At 64.5% G+C, this 18,910-nt stretch carries 25 protein-coding genes; 8 read left to right on the forward strand and 17 right to left on the reverse strand.

The window, feature by feature from the left end:
• The first annotated feature begins 11 nt into the window (after positions 1-11).
• The 5 genes from nifX to ABLV49_RS08785 are packed head-to-tail and all read left to right on the forward strand — an operon-like array spanning position 12 to position 2,070.
• Complete coding sequence (gene nifX / locus ABLV49_RS08765) at positions 12-422, forward strand: nitrogen fixation protein NifX (protein WP_011801709.1); 411 nt, start codon at positions 12-14, stop codon at positions 420-422.
• Positions 419-922 (forward strand): NifX-associated nitrogen fixation protein, encoded by a 504-nt coding sequence (locus ABLV49_RS08770; RefSeq protein WP_349281215.1) that lies wholly within the window; start codon positions 419-421, stop codon positions 920-922. Before nifX ends, ABLV49_RS08770 begins: the two co-directional genes overlap by 4 nt.
• 3 nt (positions 923-925) lie before the next feature.
• On the forward strand, positions 926-1,126 hold the full coding sequence (locus ABLV49_RS08775; protein ID WP_349281216.1) for a CCE_0567 family metalloprotein: 201 nt from the start codon (positions 926-928) through the stop codon (positions 1,124-1,126).
• 20 nt (positions 1,127-1,146) lie between these two features.
• Positions 1,147-1,455, forward strand: a complete 309-nt coding sequence (fdxB, locus tag ABLV49_RS08780) for a ferredoxin III, nif-specific (RefSeq protein WP_011801706.1) — start codon at positions 1,147-1,149, stop codon at positions 1,453-1,455.
• Between the two features lie 12 nt (positions 1,456-1,467).
• On the forward strand, positions 1,468-2,070 hold the full coding sequence (locus ABLV49_RS08785; RefSeq protein ID WP_349281217.1) for a nitrogen fixation protein NifQ: 603 nt from the start codon (positions 1,468-1,470) through the stop codon (positions 2,068-2,070).
• A 144-nt stretch (positions 2,071-2,214) separates the two neighbouring features.
• Here ABLV49_RS08785 and ABLV49_RS08790 read toward each other — a convergent pair whose 3' ends face one another.
• The 13 genes from ABLV49_RS08790 to ABLV49_RS08850 all read right to left on the reverse strand — a co-directional run bounded on the left by ABLV49_RS08790 (position 2,215) and on the right by ABLV49_RS08850 (position 11,824).
• Positions 2,215-2,697, reverse strand: coding sequence for a hypothetical protein (locus ABLV49_RS08790; RefSeq protein WP_349281218.1), 483 nt, complete (start codon positions 2,695-2,697; stop codon positions 2,215-2,217).
• On the reverse strand, positions 2,694-3,017 hold the full coding sequence (locus tag ABLV49_RS08795; protein WP_011801703.1) for a (2Fe-2S) ferredoxin domain-containing protein: 324 nt from the start codon (positions 3,015-3,017) through the stop codon (positions 2,694-2,696). Before ABLV49_RS08795 ends, ABLV49_RS08790 begins: the two co-directional genes overlap by 4 nt.
• 22 nt (positions 3,018-3,039) lie before the next feature.
• Positions 3,040-3,339 carry a ferredoxin family protein gene (locus ABLV49_RS08800; RefSeq protein ID WP_349281219.1) on the reverse strand — a complete coding sequence of 100 codons (300 nt, stop codon included), beginning with the start codon at positions 3,337-3,339 and terminating at the stop codon, positions 3,040-3,042.
• The gene (locus ABLV49_RS08805; RefSeq protein ID WP_349281220.1) at positions 3,336-4,646 is read right to left on the reverse strand and encodes an FAD-dependent oxidoreductase; all 1,311 of its coding nucleotides are present in this window, start codon (positions 4,644-4,646) and stop codon (positions 3,336-3,338) included. The genes ABLV49_RS08800 and ABLV49_RS08805 overlap by 4 nt, the downstream gene beginning before the upstream one ends.
• Before the next feature lie 27 nt (positions 4,647-4,673).
• Positions 4,674-5,789: an electron transfer flavoprotein subunit alpha/FixB family protein gene (locus ABLV49_RS08810; protein WP_349281221.1), complete on the reverse strand. Its 1,116-nt coding sequence runs from the start codon at positions 5,787-5,789 to the stop codon at positions 4,674-4,676.
• Positions 5,786-6,634, reverse strand: coding sequence for an electron transfer flavoprotein subunit beta/FixA family protein (locus ABLV49_RS08815; protein ID WP_349281222.1), 849 nt, complete (start codon positions 6,632-6,634; stop codon positions 5,786-5,788). The genes ABLV49_RS08810 and ABLV49_RS08815 overlap by 4 nt, the downstream gene beginning before the upstream one ends.
• A 19-nt stretch (positions 6,635-6,653) precedes the next feature.
• On the reverse strand, positions 6,654-6,995 hold the full coding sequence (nifW, locus tag ABLV49_RS08820; protein WP_011801698.1) for a nitrogenase stabilizing/protective protein NifW: 342 nt from the start codon (positions 6,993-6,995) through the stop codon (positions 6,654-6,656).
• Positions 6,996-7,000: 5 nt separating this feature from the next.
• Positions 7,001-7,798 (reverse strand): serine O-acetyltransferase, encoded by a 798-nt coding sequence (gene cysE / locus ABLV49_RS08825; protein ID WP_349281223.1) that lies wholly within the window; start codon positions 7,796-7,798, stop codon positions 7,001-7,003.
• Complete coding sequence (nifV, locus tag ABLV49_RS08830; RefSeq protein WP_349281224.1) at positions 7,795-8,973, reverse strand: homocitrate synthase; 1,179 nt, start codon at positions 8,971-8,973, stop codon at positions 7,795-7,797. Before nifV ends, cysE begins: the two co-directional genes overlap by 4 nt.
• A 196-nt stretch (positions 8,974-9,169) precedes the next feature.
• Positions 9,170-9,754, reverse strand: a complete 585-nt coding sequence (locus ABLV49_RS08835; RefSeq protein ID WP_349281225.1) for a chromate transporter — start codon at positions 9,752-9,754, stop codon at positions 9,170-9,172.
• A complete protein-coding gene (locus tag ABLV49_RS08840) occupies positions 9,751-10,326 on the reverse strand; it encodes a chromate transporter (RefSeq protein ID WP_011801694.1) in 576 nt (191 codons plus the stop codon). The genes ABLV49_RS08835 and ABLV49_RS08840 overlap by 4 nt, the downstream gene beginning before the upstream one ends.
• 205 nt (positions 10,327-10,531) lie before the next feature.
• Positions 10,532-11,275: a 3-oxoacyl-ACP reductase FabG gene (gene fabG, locus ABLV49_RS08845; RefSeq protein ID WP_349281226.1), complete on the reverse strand. Its 744-nt coding sequence runs from the start codon at positions 11,273-11,275 to the stop codon at positions 10,532-10,534.
• A gap of 81 nt (positions 11,276-11,356) precedes the next feature.
• Positions 11,357-11,824, reverse strand: coding sequence for a universal stress protein (locus ABLV49_RS08850; RefSeq protein ID WP_349281227.1), 468 nt, complete (start codon positions 11,822-11,824; stop codon positions 11,357-11,359).
• A 197-nt stretch (positions 11,825-12,021) separates the two neighbouring features.
• Here ABLV49_RS08850 and ABLV49_RS08855 point away from each other — a divergent pair, with 197 nt between their 5' ends.
• Complete coding sequence (locus tag ABLV49_RS08855; RefSeq protein WP_349281228.1) at positions 12,022-12,864, forward strand: universal stress protein; 843 nt, start codon at positions 12,022-12,024, stop codon at positions 12,862-12,864.
• A gap of 58 nt (positions 12,865-12,922) precedes the next feature.
• On the opposite strand, the gene ABLV49_RS08860 is transcribed toward ABLV49_RS08855, so the two are convergent.
• Together ABLV49_RS08860 and ABLV49_RS08865 are read right to left on the reverse strand one after the other, a co-directional pair.
• Positions 12,923-13,576 (reverse strand): BON domain-containing protein, encoded by a 654-nt coding sequence (locus ABLV49_RS08860; protein WP_349281229.1) that lies wholly within the window; start codon positions 13,574-13,576, stop codon positions 12,923-12,925.
• 103 nt (positions 13,577-13,679) lie between these two features.
• Positions 13,680-14,669 (reverse strand): zinc-dependent alcohol dehydrogenase family protein, encoded by a 990-nt coding sequence (locus ABLV49_RS08865; protein WP_349281665.1) that lies wholly within the window; start codon positions 14,667-14,669, stop codon positions 13,680-13,682.
• A gap of 134 nt (positions 14,670-14,803) precedes the next feature.
• On the opposite strand from ABLV49_RS08865, the gene ABLV49_RS08870 reads away from it, so the two are divergent.
• Positions 14,804-15,274, forward strand: a complete 471-nt coding sequence (locus ABLV49_RS08870) for a universal stress protein (RefSeq protein ID WP_349281230.1) — start codon at positions 14,804-14,806, stop codon at positions 15,272-15,274.
• Positions 15,275-15,287: 13 nt separating this feature from the next.
• Here the strand turns inward: ABLV49_RS08870 and ABLV49_RS08875 are convergent, their stop codons facing one another.
• Positions 15,288-16,646 (reverse strand): MBL fold metallo-hydrolase, encoded by a 1,359-nt coding sequence (locus ABLV49_RS08875; RefSeq protein ID WP_349281231.1) that lies wholly within the window; start codon positions 16,644-16,646, stop codon positions 15,288-15,290.
• A gap of 154 nt (positions 16,647-16,800) precedes the next feature.
• Between ABLV49_RS08875 and ABLV49_RS08880 the strand changes: the two genes are divergently transcribed.
• Complete coding sequence (locus tag ABLV49_RS08880; protein WP_349281232.1) at positions 16,801-17,466, forward strand: DsbA family oxidoreductase; 666 nt, start codon at positions 16,801-16,803, stop codon at positions 17,464-17,466.
• Positions 17,467-17,579: 113 nt separating this feature from the next.
• Here ABLV49_RS08880 and ABLV49_RS08885 read toward each other — a convergent pair whose 3' ends face one another.
• Positions 17,580-18,503, reverse strand: a complete 924-nt coding sequence (locus tag ABLV49_RS08885) for a hypothetical protein (RefSeq protein WP_349281233.1) — start codon at positions 18,501-18,503, stop codon at positions 17,580-17,582.
• Between the last annotated feature and the right edge of the window lie 407 nt (positions 18,504-18,910).

Consider the following 18,910-nt stretch of genomic DNA (forward strand, 5'->3'; position numbering starts at 1 on the left):
AGGAGGTTCTCATGAAAATCGCTTTCGCTACCCAGGACAAGGAGCGCGTTGACGCGCACTTCGGCTGGGCCAAGAGCATCGTCGTCTATGAGGTGTCGCCTGAAGGCCACCATTTCATCGAGAGCTTCGACTTCGGCGACAAGCTCGAAGAAGACGGCGACGAGGACAAGCTCGCGCCCAAGCTCGAAGCCATCAAGGATGTCGCCATCCTGTATGTCGCCGCCATCGGCGGCTCCGGCGCGGCGCGCGTCGTGGCCATGAAGATTCACCCCATCAAGGTGCCGCAGCCCGAGTCGATTGCGGAAATCCTGGACAAGCTGCAGGTCGTGCTCAATGGCACGCCCCCGCCCTGGCTGCGCAAGGCGCTGGCCAAGGACAACGAACGCTCTTTTGACTTTGAAGATGACGAGGTAACCCCATGACCGAACAAGCCAGCATTGAAACTCCCGTGACGCCTGTCACCCCCGCCAGCGAAGAGGCCCTGATGGGCACCGCCTTTGTGCAGCAACTGGTCAAGCAGCTGCGCGCGCAGGACATCCACGGCACCTGGGAAGGCAAGACCGACCTGGAATTGCTCAAGCCCTATATCCACACGGCCGAAGAGCGCCGCGCATTGCCGATTCTGGGCGACCCGGACCCTGAAACGCTGTGGCATCTGGAGATTTTCTACAACGCCATTGCCGTGGCCGTTGAGCGCGAAACCGGCCAGATGGTCTCGCCGATGATGAAGATGAGCCACGAAGGCTTTGGCCGCATGGTGCTGATCGCCGGCCGCCTGGTGGTGGTCAACAAGCAGCTGCGCGACGTGCATCGCTTCGGTTTCCCGTCGCTGGCCAAGCTGGCGGACGCGGGCGGCAAGTTCTTTGACGAAGCCGTCGCCATGATCCGCGCCTACCCGGCCGTGGCCCAGTACGGAGCCTGAGCCATGAGCACAGACGCCGACGAACTCAAGGCGCGCCTGAAGAAACTCAACGCGCGCGCCACGCAGGCCAAGATGGACCTGCACGACCTGTCCGAAGACCTGCCCACCAACTGGGAAAAGATTCTTGAAGTTTCCCAGCGCTGCCATGAAGTCCATGCCGCGCTGATGGATGCACGCAAGGAGGCTGCTGCGGCAGCAGGCTGAAAAACCCGCCAGGAAACGCCATGAGCAACACATTCAACATCACCATGCCCAGCGGCGCCACCTGGACGCCCACCTTTGTCGCCTCGCTGGACGAGGAAAAGTGCATCGGCTGCGGCCGCTGCTTCAAGGTCTGCCCGCGCGGCGTGCTTGAACTCGTCGGCCTGAACGCCGATGGCGAGTATGTCCGCGTCGATGACGACGATGACGACGACGATGAATACGACAAGAAGGTCATGACGATTGCGCACCAGGAGCTGTGCATTGGCTGCACCGCCTGCGCCAAGATCTGCCCGAAGAAGTGCTACACCCACGCCCCTGCGGTGATCTGAGCGAGCCGGGACATGAGCGCCCACGCCGTGTTGATGTCTTGCGCACCGGACGCGAACGATGCGGCCGCCCTGGCCCTGGCCGGGGTGCTGTCAACTGCGTTCGAGCGCCACGGCCGCAGCCTGCTGCCCATGCCCGGCCTCGATGCGACGGCCACGCGCTGGCTGCTGGCGCGCTGGTTTCCCGGCGCTGATGTGGCGCTCGGGCTGGACTGGGACGCGCTGGCCGGCGCCGACCGCTTTGAGCCGCGCAGTGACGAAATCGAGGAAGTGGTCAGCCTGCTGCGCGAACACGCGGACTTGGCCGCCGGCCCCGCGCAAGCGTCGGACGCCATGGCCTGGGCGATGGCCTGCGCCAGCCTGGGCGACAACCATTTGTGGCAAGACCTCTGCCTGCCGTCGCGCAACGAACTCTCGGCGCTGATCGGCCACTGGTTTCCAGGCCTTGCCGCCAAAAACACGCAGCACATGAAATGGAAGAAATTTTTCTACAAGCAGTTGTGCGAACGCGAGGATATTTTGATTTGCAAGGCGCCGACCTGCGGCGTCTGCACGGATCATGCCGTGTGCTTTGGGCCGGAGGATGCCCAGGCAAGCCAGGTGATCGCGCTTCACTGATATTCCACGCCGCCGGCTTCCATCGCAACAACTTTCCCTGCGTCATTCCCGCGCAGGCGGGAATCCAGTCGTATTGCGAAAGCCGAGTGCCTTGCCAAGCGCCGCACTGGATTCCCGCCTGCGCGGGAATGACGGTGTGAACTATCAGGCGGCGGACTGCCGCAGCAGCGTCTCGACGGTGCTGGCGCCCAGGTGGTCTTCCGGGTCCAGCAGGCGCAGCTTGGCGACCAGCGCGCTAGCGGTGTCGCGATCATCCTTGCGCAGGTTGATGAACGCCAGCGCCTTGAGCGTGAAGAGCCAGAAGCGCGCCGGTCCCGGCACCGAAAAATCGGTGTCGCCAGGTGCCACCTGCCGCCAGTCAGCGGCCAATTGCGCTGCCTTGGCTGCTGCGCTCAGGCCCTTGCTGGCCGCTGACAGCGCCAGGTCGAGCTGGCCGCGCCCGGCGTGCATCTTGTAGAGCAGGTAATACACCGGCAACTGGTCCGGCGCGGTGGCAGCCGCCGTCCACAGCGCCGCCTCCACCTGCGCGGGCGGCGCATTGCGCGCCACGTCGATCAGGTGCTGCACGGCCGGCGAAACCGTGCCGCCGAACAGCTCGGTGGACTCAACCCCGGTCAGCAGGTTCACCAGACAGCCTTGGGCGCCAGCAGACGCTCGACGGGAACGCCGCCTTCGAGGTGACTGTCGAAGATTTCGTTGACATCTTCAAGCGTCACGCCCCGGTAGAGAACGCCTTCAGGATAAACCAGCACATTGGCGCCTAGCTCGCACGGGCCGATGCAGCCGGAGTTGGTGATGGAGACTTTTTCGTAAGCCTGGCGCTTTTGCAGCTCGGCCCAGAAGGCCTGCAGCACGGCGACGGCGCCCTTGCTGGCGCACGAGCCTCGCGGATGGACAGGCGGTCGGTTCTGCGTGCAGACGAAAACGTGGCGCAGGGGTTTGCTCATGGTGTGTGGCTGCTTTCTTTTTTTAACCGAACTTGAAGAGGATGCCGTGGCCGCCGCGCGGGTATTCCCACTCGACGTTCATGTGCTCGCTGCAGATGATCCGGCAGCTGCCGCATTCCAGGCAGCCGTCGGTGATCAGGGTCACGTTGCCGTTGCCTTCGGTCTTGTAGCAGGACGCCGGGCAGACAAAGGTGCAGCTCTTGGAGCCGCAGGCATTGGTGCAGATGTCGGCATCCTTGATCTTGATGTGGGGCCGCCCCGCATCGACGCGGTAACGGTTCTGGAAGAGTTTTTCTTCCACATTGACGGTAATGGCAGTCATCGTATGGCCTTCCAGAGTTTGTACGCATCACCCACCAGCCCGGTGAGCTTGCGGGTCTTGCGGAAACTCGCGAATATCTCGCGCTCTTTGGTTTTCTTGTCCACGCCGTCCACGGTGATCATGGTGCGGGCCGCCTGCGCCACCATGTCCGGGTAGCTGGTGAAGAACTGCGGGTTCTTGTGCAGCACCTTGGGCATGTCGCGGTACTTGTACAGATCCTTCATCACGAAGCTGTCATCGAGCGCCGTCTTGTAGGCCTTGAGCGAGTCCGCGCGGTAGCCCTTGCTGGCGGCCTTGGCGTTGATGACGGTTTCGGCGGCGAGCCGTCCGGTGGTCATTGCCAGGTTCGAGCCTTCGCGGTGCACCGCGTTCACAAAGCCGCCCGAGTCGCCGACGATCATCCAGCCGTTGCCGTAGATCTGCGGAATGGCGTGAAAGCCGCCTTCGGGAATCAGGTGGGCGCAGTATTCCTTCATCTCGCCGCCTTCGATCAAGGGGGCGATGGCCGGGTGGCGCTTCATCTGCTCCAGCAGCACGTAAGGGCTGGTGCGGTTCGGGTTGTTCTTGAAGTCGCCCAGCATGCAGCCCACGCCAATGGTCAGCGACTCCTTGTTGGTGTAGAGAAAGCCGGTGCCCATCATGCCGTCGGTGATGCGCCCGACCATCTCGATCACGACGCCCGATTCCTCGCCGATGTTGAAGCGCTGGCGGATGGTTTCTTCGGGCATGAAGAGGATTTCCTTGACCGCCAGGGCGACGTTCTCGGACTTGATTTCGCCATGAAAGCCGGCCTTGCGCGCCAGCGTCGAGTTCACGCCGTCGGCCAAAATCACCACGTCGGCATAGACATCGCCCTGCATGCGGTCGCACTGCACGCCGACCACCTGGTCGCCGTCCATGATCAGGTGGTTGACGGTGGTCTCGCAGATCAAGAGGGCACCGGCTTCGCGCACCTTGGAACTGAACCACTTGTCAAACTGCGCCCGCAGGATGGTGTAGCGGTTGTAGGGCGGCTTGTTGTAGTCTTCGCTGCGGATGTGCGTGCCGACAAACGAGGTTTCGTCCAGCAGCCACATGCGCTGCTCGATGATGTGGCGCTCCAGCGGCGCGTCATCGCGAAAGTCGGGAATGATCTGCTCCAGCGCGTTGGCATACAAGATGGCGCCCTGCACGTTCTTGCTGCCGGGGTATTCGCCGCGCTCGATCTGCAGCACCTTCAGGCCGGCCTTGGCCAGGGTGTAGGCGCAGGCGTTGCCCGACGGGCCGGCGCCGACGACGATGGCGTCAAATTGGGATGGTTTTTTCATCTCGTTCTCCTGTGAGCGGTCAGCAACTCAAGCCACCTGGCGGCTGCGCAGCGCCAGATGGGCGGCGAAAGCCTGGGTCAGCGCGGGCAGCACCTGCATCGCGTTGCCGACGATGCCGTAATGCGCGAATTCAAAAATCGGCGCGTTGACATCGGTGTTGATGGCCACGATCACGTCGGCCGCCTCGCAGCCCACGCGGTGCTGGATGGCGCCGGAAATGCCGGCGGCAATGTAGAGCTTGGGCCGCACCGTCTTGCCGGTCTGGCCGACTTGCCGGTCCGCCTCGACCCAGCCGGCCTGAACGCAGGGGCGGGTCGAGCCGACTTCGCCGCCCAGCACCCGCGCCAGCTCGAACACCAGCTTGAAGTTCTCGGGGTTCTTCAGGCCCTTGCCGCCGCTGACGATCACGTCGGCGTAGGGCAGGTTGATCTTGTTGCTGTTGGCGTCGGCGATGAAGTCCAGCATCTTGGTGACGACCTGGGTTTCGATCATGCCCAGCGTGTCGTAGGTGATCTCGCCGGTGCGGCTGGCGTCGGCACGCGGCATCAGCATGACGCGCGGGCGAACCGTGGCCATCTGCGGGCGGTAGGCCAGCGTCATGATGGTGCAGTACAGCGAGCCGCCGAAGGTTGGCCGGGTGGCGGCCAGCGCTTTGGACGTGGGGTCGATCTTCAGTTCGGTGCAGTCGGCGGTCAGGCCGGTGAGCAGCGTGGTCGCCACCGAGCCCGCCAGGTCGCGGCCCATCGAAGTCGCGCCGAGCAGGAAAATCTCGGGCTGGTATTTGTTGACCAGGTCGGTCATGCCCTTGGTGAAGGGCTCGTTGCGGTAGCCCTTGAGCACCGGGTCTTTCATGATGTAGGCCTTGTCGGCGCCAAACGTGAAGGCCTCGGCGGCGAACTTCTCCAGCGGCTCGTCCGGGCCGCCGAGCAAGATGGCGCTGACCGGGCAGCCCAGCGTGTCGGCCAGCTTGCGCGCTTCGCCGATCAGTTCCCAGGAAACGCTGTGGACGTGACCGCGGTCATGCTCGATGAACACCCACACGCCTTTGTAGGCCTTGAGTTCGTCGGACAGTTCCAGGTTGCGGCCGCCACGGCCGGCGGGGCGCTTGGCCGGTGCGGCAGCAGGGGTAGGGGCTTGGCTCATGTCATCTCCTTCATCAGCAAATCGGATTCAAGCGTCGGATGCCGGGTAAAAATCTTCTGGATCAAATTGAGCGATACGTCGCGCAGGCTGGAGTTTTCCAGGTCCAGCATCTCGACCTTTTCGCTGCGCGGCGTCGGGCCGAAGACCTTGCTCACCACCGTGGGCGAGCCTTTGAGGCCGATCTTGCTCAGGTCTTCAATGCCGGCGTCTTCCTTGCTCCACTTGCGCACCGGGTAGGCGGCGGCGTGGATCATCGCGGGCAGATTCGCAAAGCGCATCTCGTTGGTGTTTTCCAGCATCGTGATGAGGCAGGGCAGCGAGGTTTTCAGCACCTGCACGCCGCCTTCGGCACGCCGCTCGACGGTGATGCTGCGGTTTTCCAGATCCACCTCGACGATGCGCGACACATAGGTCAGCAGCTGCAGCCCCATGCGCTTGGCGATGCCGGGGCCGACCTGGGCGGTGTCGCCGTCAATCGTCTGCTTGCCGGTGAAGACGATATCGACCGCCTGCTCCTTGGCAATCTGGCGCACGCCAGCGGTCAGCGCATAGGAAGTGGCCAGCGTGTCGGCGCCGGCAAAGGCGCGGTCGGTGACCAGTACAGCGTCGTCGGCGCCAAAGCTGATGCATTTGCGCAGCGCTTCCTCGGCCTGGGGCGGCCCCATGCACAGCATGGTGACCTTGCCGCCAAACTTGTCCTTCAGCCGCAGCGCCTCTTCGAGCGAGAACAGGTCGTAGGGGTTGACGATGGCCGGAACGCCCTGGCGCATGATGGTGTTGGTGACCGGGTGGACGCGAATCTGCGCCGAATCCGGAACCTGCTTGATACAAACGACGATGTGCATGTCAATGACTCCTTGGTTGTCAGGCAGCGGCAGCGCGCTGCGGCATGGACGCCCTGAGGCTGTCCAGCGTCACATGCTGCTTGCCGTCGGTGTCCTGGAACACCTTGAATACTTTTTCCTGGGCCGGCGTGGAGGTGACGAAGTCCCCATAGGCCTTGGTCAGCAGCGCCCGGTAGGCGGTGAACATCTGCAACTCATCGGTCTGCGCCAGCGGTGTCTCCTGCCGGAGGTACTGGAAAAATCGCTTGAGGATGTGCAGCCGGCTGATGTTCATCACCTTCTGATCGAAGGGCACGCCAAAATACTGCATGAAATCCTCGGCGGAGGACAAGGTTTTGAGCTGTTGAAGAAAGTTTTCCATTGGGCTTACTCCATGGTGGACGGTTGAAGAAAGGACTGGTCAAAGCCAGGCTCGGCACAGTGATCGCTGCAGGCGCCGCAGGCCGTTGCGTGGTCGGACAGGAAGTCGGCATGGGGAATCTGCCGCTCCAGCTGCGCAACGCGGTCCAGCAGGCAGGCAATGGCCTTGCCGACCGGGTCGGGAATCAGGTGGTGGTTCAGGTCAAAGCCGTGGGTCGTGCTGCGGCGCGGCGTCACCACGCGGCCCGGAATGCCGACGACGGTGGCGCCTGCCGGCACTTCCTCGATGACCACCGAATTGGCCGCGACACGCGCCCGGTTGCCGACCCGGATCGGTCCCAGAATCTTGGCGCCGGCGCCCACCACGACCTGGTTGCCCAGCGTCGGGTGGCGCTTGCCCGCGCTCCAGCTGGTGCCGCCCAGCGTGACGCCGTGGTAGAGCGTCACATCGTTGCCAATCTCGGCCGTCTCGCCAATCACGACGCCAGCCCCGTGGTCGATGAAAAAGCGCATGCCGATGCTGGCGCCCGGATGGATGTCCACCTGCGTCAGCCAGCGCGCCGCAAAGGAAATCCAGCGTGGCCCATAGCGCCAGCCGCGCCGCCACAAGGCATGCGCCATGCGGTGCAGCGCAATCGCCTGCACGCCGGGGTAAATGGTCCAGACTTCCAGCAGACTGCGCGCGGCCGGATCACGCTCCAGCACGCAGCGGGCGTCCTCGCGCACCAGCGACCACCAGGAGCGGCGCGGCATGACCGGCTCTTTGAGCGAGGTGGCCGGCACGGATTTTTGAGTGTGTTTCATGCCTGGCCCAAGGCCACCGTGCTGGCGGTGAGTGGCGCAAATGGCAGGTGCGGCAGATGCGAGTCGCGCAGAAAGCCGCGCAACTCGTCCGGGGTGGCTTCCTGCTTGACGCGCATGGCGTGGTCGCGGATGCGCGCCAGCACGCGGCCGGTCAGCGCATCGTCGTCCAGCACCACGCCCATCGCGCCGTAAGCCTGGCGCACCGACTGCGAACCCGAATGCTTGCCCAGCACCGTGCGCCGCTCGCGGCCCAGCTCCGAGGGGTCAAAACTCTCGTAGGTCGAAGCGTTTTTCAGCAGGCCGTCGATGTGAATGCCGGACTCGTGGGTGAACACGGCTTCGCCGACGATGCTTTTGTTAAAGGCCACCTGGCGCCCCGAGGCTCTGGCCACCAGGCGTGAAATGGAAACCAGCGCCTGCGTGCTGACGCCGGTTTGCGCATGGTGCAGGTGGCGCACGCCCATCACGACTTCTTCCAGCGCCGCATTGCCGGCGCGCTCGCCCAGGCCGTTGACGGTGGTGTTGGCATGCGTGGCGCCGGCGCGCAGGGCGGCCAGCGTGTTGGCGGTGGCCAGCCCGAGGTCGTTGTGCGCGTGAATCTCGATGTCCAGGTGTACCGCTTCGCGCAGCCGGGCGATGGCGTCATAGGTGGTGAACGGGTCGAGCACGCCCAGCGTGTCGGCAAAGCGGATACGGCTGGCGCCGCAGTCCTGGGCGCGCCGGGCGACCTGCGAGAGAAAACCCGCATCGGCCCGCGACGCATCTTCAGCGCCCAGGGAAATCTTGCGGCCGCTGGCGACGGCTTTTTCAATCACTCGCGTGACCTGCGCCAGGACCCACTCGCGCGACTGGCGCAGCTTGTGGCGAAGGTGGATGTCGGACACCGGAATCGACAGGTGGATAATGTCGGCCTGGCAGCGCAGCGCGCTGGCCAGATCGGCATCGGTTAGCCGGCCCCAGATCATCAGGGCAGAGGGAAGCTCCAGTGCCGCAATGGTGTTGATGCAGTCGATTTCCTCCTCGCCCATGGCGGGGATGCCGATTTCCATTTCCGGCACGCCGGCTGCTGCCAGCGCGCAGGCGATGGCGCACTTCTCGTCAACGGTAAAAGCCACCCCGGCGGTCTGCTCGCCGTCGCGCAAGGTGGTGTCGTTGATGATGAGATTGAGCGGCATTGCGGCGTCCTTTGCAACCCATATCGCAAGGTGTGTGCCACATGTTTTCAGGGTTGAAAGTGCCGTAAAAGGCTGTTTGCAGGGCGGGTTTGTCGGGTCTGAAACCGGCTGCGGGGCCGGCTGGCCCGGGGTGTCTGTCGGGAATGTGCTGTTTCGGACAGAGCGGGGTGGGGCGGGTCTGGAATGCCGGGTACGCCTAAATCACGCCATGCCAGCCGAGCAGTGCGCCGGCGCCCAGCAGCCAGAGCAGGTGCGTTTTAGTGCGCCAGACGATCAGGGCGGCCGCCACTGTCACCAGCCACAGCGGCCAGTCCTTGAGCGAACTGCCGTTGGCGCTGGCCAGAATCCAGCTGGTGGCTATCATGAGCGCCACGACGATGGGCGCCATGCCCTGCTTGAAGGCGCGCACCGCCCGCAAGTCGCGGTTGCGGTGGCCCCACTGGGCGGCGGCATAGGTCAGCACGGTGCTGGGAATCAGGATGCCCGCCAGCGACAGCAAGACGCCGAGCAGGCCGGTCAGCCAGCCGCCGGCATTCAGGCCGACATTCCAGCCGAGCAGGGCGACGAACAGCAGATTGGGGCCGGGCGAAGCCTGCGCCAGGGCAATCGAGGCATTGAACTGTGCGTCGGTCAGCCAGTGCTGCTGCTCGACCAGGAAACGGTGCATGTCGGGCACGGTGCTGACCGCGCCGCCGACCGAGAGCAAAGACAGCATCAGGTAATGAAACAGCAGGTTCAGCCAGTCCTGCACGCTTAACACCAGCGTCAGCGCCCCGGTCATGGCTTGAGCCTGGCGTAAGCCAGCACGCAGGCCGCGCCGCCCAGGCCGAACAGCACATAGACCAGCGGCCAGCGCAGCAGCGCAATCGCCACAAAGCACAGCGCGCCAAAGGCCGCGCACAGGCGCAGGCCGAGCACGTTGTTCAGCAGGGCGCCCGCCAACTTCAGGCCCGTCGCCGCAATCAGCCCGGCGGCCACGGCGCCCATGCCGCGCAGCGCGCCAGCCACACCGGGGTGGCCGGCAAACTGGGCATAGACCAGCGCCAGCAGCAGCACCAGGATCAGCGGCGCCGTGAGCATCCCGGCCAGCGCCGCCATCGCGCCTTTAAAGCCGAAAGAGCGGGCGCCAATCATCATCGAGAGGTTGACCACATTCGGGCCGGGCATGACCTGCGCCACGGCCCAGTCTTCAATGAACTCCTCGCGCGTCATCCAGCGTTTTTTTTCCACCAGCTCGCGCTGCACCACGGCCATCACGCCGCCAAAGCCCTGCAGGGCCAGCAGGGTGAAGGAAACAAAGAGATCAGTGGGTGATTGGGGTTGCGGATGATCCTCCGCCGGCAGGGAACTCATGCGGCAATTATCGCCGCTGGCCTGGTGAGCCGTGGCTGGAGCCGGCCACGGTGAAACTCATTTGATGCTATCTAAATAATAGCTGACTATGCCCGTCCACTATGCGCAAACGGCATAAAACATCATTAAATAATGGTGGAAGGCCCGGCTGGGGGCTTGCCGCCCACGCCATTCGCGACACCGGCCATCGTGCGCTGCCCGGCAGTCAGACCGTCATGCCGCCTGACACTTCGATCACCGCGCCGTTGATGTAGCTGGCCTCGTCGCTGGCCAGGAAGGCGTACACATTGGCGATTTCCTCGGGCCGGCCCAGGCGCTTCAGGGGAACCCGGTGCTCCATTTCCTTCAGCACGTTCTCGGGAATGGTCGCAAGAATCGGCGTGGTGACAAAGCCGGGCGCCACGGCGTTCACGCGGATGCCCTTGGGGCCGAGTTCGCGGCTCCAGGTCTTGGTGAAGCCGATCACGCCGAACTTGGTGGCGGCATAGTTGGTCTGGCCGAAGTTGCCGTAGATGCCGACCACCGAGCTGGCGTTGAGAATCACGCCGCTGCCCTGCGCCACCATGCTGTCGGTCACCGCCTGGGCGCAATGAAACACGCCGCGCAGGTTGACGTCGATCACCCGGTCGAACTGCTCCAGCGTCATTTTCTGCAGCCGCGCATCCTGCGTGATGCCGGCGTTGTTGACCAGCACGTCGATGCGGCCGAACTGTTCCCTGACCTGGCCGACCACCGCATCGACCCTGTCGCGCTGCGTCACGTCCATGACGTAGCCGGCCGCCTGCGCGCCCAGCGCCTGGCACTGCCTGACCGCCTCGTCAATTGCCGACTGCCTGATGTCGCAGACGATGACGATGGCGCCTTCGCTGGCGAACTTGAGGGCGGTGGCCAGGCCGATGCCCTGCGCCGCGCCGGTGATGAGGCTGACCTTGTTCTGGAGTCTTTGCATGGGGGGGTTCTTTTTTGAAGTCAATCAACCGGTTGATGGTAGCGCCGCAGCCTGTCCCGGGTTGAAAACGCTGAAAACGCGTCAGGCCGCCGGGCTGGCGCTTTCGCCTGAGCGAATCACCAGCACCGGCACCAGCGCCAGCCGCAGGATTTGCTCGGCGCCACTGCCCAGCAGCACACGGCCAATGCCGCGCCGGCCGTGGGTGCCGACGACGACAAGGTCGGCATTCCATTGCTTCGCGGCATCGGCGACCGCTTCGGCCAGCCGGTCGCCCAGCGTGTCGCACAGCAGGCTGTCGGCCGGCACGCCCGCCGACTGGGCAATCGCCAGGGCGTCATCGAGTATTTTGCTTCCGGTGTCGCGCATGGCTGCAATCAGATCGCCCGAATACGCGCCGTACTGCTCGTAGCCGGTCAGGTAGGCCAGCTCTTCAAGCACATGGATGAGCCGCACGCGGCCACCCGACTCCCGGGCCAGTTGCAAGGCGGCGACCAAGGCCTTGTTGGCGGTTTCGCTGCCGTCCACCGGAACAAGTATTCGCTGGTACATGGGTGCTCCTTGGTTGAAATGGGAGACATGAGTGTGGCCTTCGGCCTGGCACGCGGTGTTGACGTGGGTCAAGCGCCGGGTAAGGTCGGTTCTGCAACCCCAAGGCGGCGCCTGGGGGGCTGATTGACATTGCGCAACCCGCTGCGGGTTGTGAACTTATAAGGTGGTGATATTGCAATTTTTTAACGGAACCGGCCATGAATGCTTCCCTTGCACAGCTATTGGTACACCTCGATGCTTCGCCGCAGGCGGTTCAACGCCTGGAGGTGGCGCGCCAGATAGGACAGGCGCAAGGCGCCGCGGTGACCGCCCTGTATGCCGTCACGCCGCATTTCGTGGAGTTGCCGTTCGCTCCCGAAATCGGACCCGGCATCGCGGCGTCCCTGCGCGGGATTGATGATGCGTTGCGCGACCGGGCGCGCGGCGCGTTCGAGCAGCTGCTGGCGACGACGGGCATTGCCATGGCATGGGCCGAGGTTCGCGACGACCCGGTCATGGCGGCGTTTGCGCAGCAGGCTTTGTATGCCGACCTGCTGGTGCTGGGCCAGCACAACCCTTTCAGCGCGTCATCGCCCGGCGTGCCGCCTGATTTTGCCGAGAGCGTGATGGTCATGAGCGGCAAGCCGGCCCTGATCCTGCCGTATGCCGGCGCGCTGCCCGGCGTGATGGGCGAGAGCGTCGTGATTGCCTGGAAACCCGCGCGCGAAGCGGCCCGTGCCGTGAGCGCGGCCATGCCTTTGCTCAAGCGCGCGCGGCGCGTCGTCATTCTTTCGTGGTCCGGCGACGATGAGCCGGTTGAAGGCAGCCGGCTGGACCTGAACGGCTACCTGCGGCTGCACGGCGTCGAGGCGACCTGGCAGCACGAGGGGAGCGAGCCTGATGCACTGGGCGAACTGCTGCTCTCGCGCGCATTCGATGCCGGGGCTGACCTGCTGGTGATGGGCTGCTATGGCCACAGCCGGGCGCGCGAGTGGGTGTTGGGCGGCACCTCGCGCACGGTGCTGGAGTCCATGACGCTGCCGGTGCTGATGGCGCATTGACGCCATCGCCTGAACTGTTGGGTTGCCAGGTGCGCAGCACCGCAGAGCCCAGGCATCTTCAGGCGCCGATCTTCAGCTTGTCCACGACGCGCGAAACTCCCTGCGCCGAGAACGCAGCGCCAACGGCCGCTTCGCGCTCCGCCAGCGAATGCACCGTGCCTTTCAGGGTCACCACGCCGCCCTCGACCTCGACGCTGATATGCCTGGCCTCGCGCATGGCCTGCCGCGTCAGGGCCGCGGTGATCTGCTCGCCGATGTTCCTGCCGCTGGCGCGGGGCTTGATGGTGATGCGGTTGTACAGCCCGTGCACGCCTGCCAGCGGCCTGATGCACTGCTCGGCGCGGACCAGCTGGTAGCTCCAGTCCACCTCGCCGCTCAGCGTGACCCAGCCGTTCTCGACCAAGACCTTGATCTTGTCGTAAGGCACCAGGCTGTTGAGCCGCAACGAAGTGGCTGCGGCTTGCGCGATCTCGGAATCGCTGCGCTTGTGCTCGGCCGCGAGCTTGACGTCCAGCTCCAGGGCAATGCCCCGCACGCCATCGACGCGCTGGATGGCGCGCTCCACCGCCTCCTTCTCGGCGAAACTGTTCAGGTGGCCGGTGAGTGTCACCACGCCGTCCGTGACCATGACGCCGATGCCGGTGGCGTTGATGGCCGGATCCCAGGCCAGTTCGTCGATGACATTGGCCTTGAGTTGACTGTCGGTTTTCATACATGCCCTCCTTTTCCTAAACGAGTCGAGTTCTGCGAATTTTGGGGTTCGGCTTCAAATTTTCAATATATTGGGCAAGCCGGCCATGCCGCTGGCCTGGCGCTCAGGGAACCAGCACCGCTGCCCCGTTGAGCGTGCCGTCGCGCAAGGCCTGAACGGCCGCGTTGGCGTCCTGCAGCGCAAAGGCCTGCACATGGGTTTGCACCTGACAGTCTTCGAGCAGGCTGAAAAACGCATCGCCGTCCTCGCGCGTGAGGTTGGCGACCGACTTCAGGACACGCTCGCCCCAGAGCAGCCGGTATTCAAAGGCCGGGATGGGGCTCATGTGGATGCCTGCGCAGACCACCGTGCCGCCCTTGCGGGTGGCCGCCAGGGCCGCCGGAACCAAGGCGCCCACCGGCGCAAAAATCAGCGCGGCATCGAGCAGCAGGGGCGGCGCCTGGTCCGAGCCGCCGGCCCAGGCCGCGCCCAGTCTGCGGGCAAACTGCTGCCCGGCCGCATCGCCTGGCTGGGTGAAGGCATACACCTCCTGGTTCTGGCTGACGGCAATCTGGCAAATGATGTGGGCCGCGGCGCCGAAACCGTACAGGCCCAGGCGGCGCGGTTCGGATTCGCCCGCCAGGCGCCAGGCACGAAAGCCGATGAGGCCGGCGCACAGCAGCGGCGCCGCGTGGCAGTCGTCATAGCGATAGGGCAGGGCGAAGCAAAAGCGTTCATCGGCGGCGGCGTATTCGGCAAAACCGCCGTCGCGGTCATAACCCGTGAACACCGGGAAATCGCAGAGGTTTTCGCGCTGCATCGCGCAGAAGGCACAAGCGCCGCAGGTGCCGCCCAGCCAGGGAATCCCGACCCGCTGGCCGACGGCAAAGCGGCTGGCCAGCGCGCCCCGGGCCACGATCTGCCCGACCACCTCATGCCCCGGAACCACGCCGGCTAGGCGCGGCGGCAGTTCGCCGTCGATGATGTGCAGGTCGGTGCGGCACACGCCGCAGGCCAGCACCCGCACCACCACGTCGTGGCCGGCGGGTTGCGGCACAGGCTTGAACCCGCCCAGCAACTCGCGGCCCAAAGGGTCGGTCCTCATCGCAAACATGGAGGTTGGCAACATGAATTCATGGTACGCACATGCCTGCCTGCGGGCGAAAATTTCAGGTTCCCCATTGACATTGCGCAAATGCAATAAAACCCGGGTGCGAAAAGATGCCTTCTTCAACCCAGGAGCCCTCCATGCCCAGCTTCCACCAGATTCTTGTGCCGGTTGACGGCAGTCCCCCTTCGGAAAAGGCGCTGGATGAAGCGATCCGGCTGGCCCGGCTGAACGGCGCCCGCCTGACGCTGCTTCATGTCGTCGATGAAATGGGCTACGTCAACGGCTTCGAGTCGGCCGTGAACTACCTCAACGACATCATTCCGCTCATGCGCGTGGCGGGCGAAAAACTGCTGGCGCACGACCGGCAAAAGGCGCTTGACCAGGGGCTGCAGGCGGACAGCGTGCTGATCGATGAGGGACCGGGCCGCATTTGCGAGCATGTGGCCGAACAGGCGGCGCTCGCCAAGGCCGACCTGATCGTCGTCGGCTCCCATGGCCGGCGCGGCATCGGGCGCCTGCTGCTGGGCAGTGATGCCGAGCAGATCGTGCGGCACGCGCTGGTGCCCGTGCTGGTGATCCGGGCGCCTGTTGAGGGGGCGACGCCGTAGCGCGGGCCGGGACTCAGTCCAGCATGACCGATTCCAGGTAATAAGGCATGTGGCAGTTCCAGTGCAGTTCGCGCTCGATGCGCTGGCGCATCGCATCGGCCGCAGCCGGCTCGCCATGCGTGATGAAGGTCTGGCGCGGCGCTGACTTGAAGTTTCTCAGCCATTCAATGATTTCCGCGCCGTCGGCGTGGGCCGACAGGCTGGACAGCATGGCGACCTCGGCGCGGATAGGCACTTCCTCGCCGAAGATGCGCACCGTCGATGCGCCGCCCGCAATGGTTGCGCCGCGCGTGCCGCCGGCCTGGTAGCCCGCGAACAGGAGGGTGTTGCGCTTGTCCGGCGCAAACGCCTTGATGTGGTGGAGCACCCGCCCGCCGGTGGCCATGCCGCTGGCGGAAATGATGACCATCGGCCCGCGACGCGCATTGAGCAGGCGCGACTCTTCGGGCGTATGCACGATCTGCGCGCTGTGCGCCATGGCCCGGCATTGCGCTGCGGTCAGCCGCAACTCGGCGCGGTGACGCTCGTACACATGGGTGGCATTGGCAGCCATCGGGCTGTTGAGGTAAACCGGCAGGTCGTGGATGACGCCCTGCGACTTCAGCAGGTGGATGCAGTACAGCAGGCTTTGCGCACGCCCGACGGCAAACGCAGGAATCACCACCACGCCGCCGCGCGCCGCCGTGCGGTTGATCACATTGGCCAGTTCCAGCAGCACGTCGGTGGTTTTGTGCAGCCGGTCGCCGTAGGTGGATTCGACCACCAGGTAGTCGGCGCCCTCCATGGGCGAGGGCGCGGCCAGCACCAGGTCGTTGGGCCGGCCGATGTCGCCCGAAAACAAAATGGAGCGCGTGCCATTGTCCAGCCGGACGAAGGACGAGCCCGGCATGTGGCCCGAAGGCGTCAGCGTGGCTCTCAAGCCTTCGGCGGGCTGCCACTCGGTGCGGTAGGCGACGGGCTCGAACAGCTTCAGGCAACGCTGGGCGTCATCGCGGGTGTAGAGCGGCAAGGCCGGGGAGTGTTTGGATTTCTTGTGCCGGTTCAGGTACTCGGCTTCTTCTTCGAGCAGGTAGCCGCAATCGGGCAGCAGGATGCTGCACAGATCGAAGGTTGCCGGGCTGCAATACACCTTTCCGCTGAAGCCTTGCCGGGCGAGCAAGGGCAGATACCCGCTGTGGTCAATGTGCGCGTGGGTCAGGATGACCGCATCGATGCGCGCCGGCTCAATCGGCAGCGGCGACCAGTTCCGCAGGCGCAACTGCTTGTAGCCCTGGAACAGCCCGCAATCCACAAGCAAGCTGGAGTTTCCCTGCCGCAGAAGGTATTTGGACCCGGTGACGGTGTCTGTCGCGCCAAGGAACTGGAGTTGCATGGCCAAGTTTAGGAAGCGGGCGGACCGGGCGGCTTGATGTTCATCAAGTGCAGGGGTCGCTGAGAACCGGCAATAGCCCACCCGTGAACCCCGGTAAACGGTAAACGGCTGGCTGTCCGATACTCAAGCGGAATTGAACTCCCATAAAAAAACCATGACAACGCTTCTCAAAATCGATTTTGTCTCCGACGTTTCCTGCCCGTGGTGCGCGATTGGCCTGAAATCGCTGGACCAGGCACTGGAACGCGTGGCAGGCAGCATCCAGGCCGAACTGCACTTCCAGCCGTTCGAACTGAATCCCAAGATGGCGCCCGAAGGCCAGGAGATCACCGAGCACATCACGGAAAAGTACGGCATCACGCCCGAGCAGGCCGATGCCAATCGCGAAAACATCCGGCAGCGCGGTGAAAAGGTGGGCTTTGCCTTCAGCCGGGCGGACCAGCCCGGCGGCGGGCGCAGCCGCATCTACAACACCTTCGATGCCCATCGCCTGTTGCATTGGGCCGGGCTTGAGGGAGCGGACAAGCAAAGGGCGCTGAAAGAGGGGCTGTTCAAGGCCTACTTCACCGATGGGCAGAGTCCGGCTTCGCACGATGTGCTGGTGCGCGTCGCTGGCGAAGCGGGCCTGGAGCCGCTGCGGGCCGGCGAGATTCTGGCAAGCCATGCCTATGCCAAGGAAGTTCGCGAACGCGAGTCGTTCTACCTCACCCAGGGCATCCATTCGGTGCCGGCCGTCATCATCAATGACCGGCACCTGATTTCCGGCGGCCAGCCGGTCGAGGTCTTCGAGCAGGCCCTGCGCCAGATTGCGGCGGGCTGAAGAAGCCTGCTTGAAGCGATGCGCTGGGCTGGCTGCGCGCCAACGAATAAAGAAAAGGCACCTGGAGAGGTGCCTTTTCTGCTCAGGGCGGCTCAATCCGCTCTGCCAGCCGCTTATTTATGCTGCCTGGAGCCAGTGCTGCTGCTGCCGGTGGCGCTGGATGCGCCTGAACCGCCGGAGCCAGCCTCGCTGCCCGAGCCTGAACTGCTGCTACCCGGCATGCCGCTACCCTGGACGCCGCTGGGCAGGCTCATGTTCTGGCTTTGACCCGAACCCGTGCCGCCCGTTCCCTGCGACGAGCGTTTGCTGCGCCAGCTGTTGAATTCCTCCGAGAACTTGCCGTAGCGCTCCTTGCGCCAGTCCTCGTAGTCCTGGTCCAGGCTGCGCAGCTGCTCGCTGCGCCACTGGTGATAGTCGGGGTCGTAATGATGGCCCTGGCCGCCCTGGTGAGCCTGGCCGTACTGATTCCCGGCCTGCTGGCCCATGTCCTGCCGGCCGCGCTGTTCGGACGCATAGCCGCCATAGCGCTGGTTGCCCTGATAGTCGGCATGGCCGCCGGAGGGTTCCGGCTGATTCCCCAAGCCGCCGTAGCCGGCGCCCTGGCCGAAATCCTGGCGCGAGCCGCCGGAGGTCATTCCCTGCGAGTCCCAGTCACTGCCCGAGGCGTGGCGGCTTTGCTCCGCGCCGTAGCCGCCCCCCCGGTTTTGCTCATAGCCCGGCTGGCCGCCAGAACCGAAGTCCCGGCCGCCGCCGTAGCCCTGGCCACCATAACCCTGGCCGCCTTCATGGCCGCCTTCATGGCCGGAACTGCCAGCGCCACGGCCAAATGAATTGTCTCCCTGGCCGTAGCCGCCGTATTGCGAGCCCTGCTGGCTGAACTGGTCCTGCTGGCCGCCACCGCGTGAACCATAGCCCTGCGACGGCCCGCCCTGGCGGCCGCCTTGCTGCTGCCTGCCGCCCCGGTTGCCCATGTTTTGCTGCCGGTCGCCGGAACGCCATTCGTTGATTTCCTGATCTTCATAGTTGCGTGAACGCATGTCGTGCTCCTTGAATGAGTGAAGAAAAAGGCTGCAGACCTGGTCTGCGGCATGCACCAGGATGGCCGGCCATGCCGGCAACCGTGCAACAAAGCTGACAGATTGTTTGGCAGCTGCACGGCTTTTCGCTCTGGTGCATGGACTGAATTTAGGCAAGCCCCGGCAAGGCGCGTGTCGGATGGGGACGAACTCGGTGTAGGACAAGTTAACGGCCATGACTGCGTTCATGCGGAACTCGACGCCTGAGTCGCTAGGTGCTATTTTTTCAATAGCAGCTTGTGCAGGTGAGTATTGCGCAGAACGACTTTTTGGCATTGAAATCTGCAAAGGCTGGGCGGTTTTCTCCTACAGCGCTGTCTGTGCTTGCCTGACCGATGACGTTCTTTATCGGGACGACCATGGGGTTC

The organism is Polaromonas hydrogenivorans (genome assembly GCF_040105105.1).
Lineage (GTDB): Bacteria > Pseudomonadota > Gammaproteobacteria > Burkholderiales > Burkholderiaceae_C > Polaromonas > Polaromonas hydrogenivorans.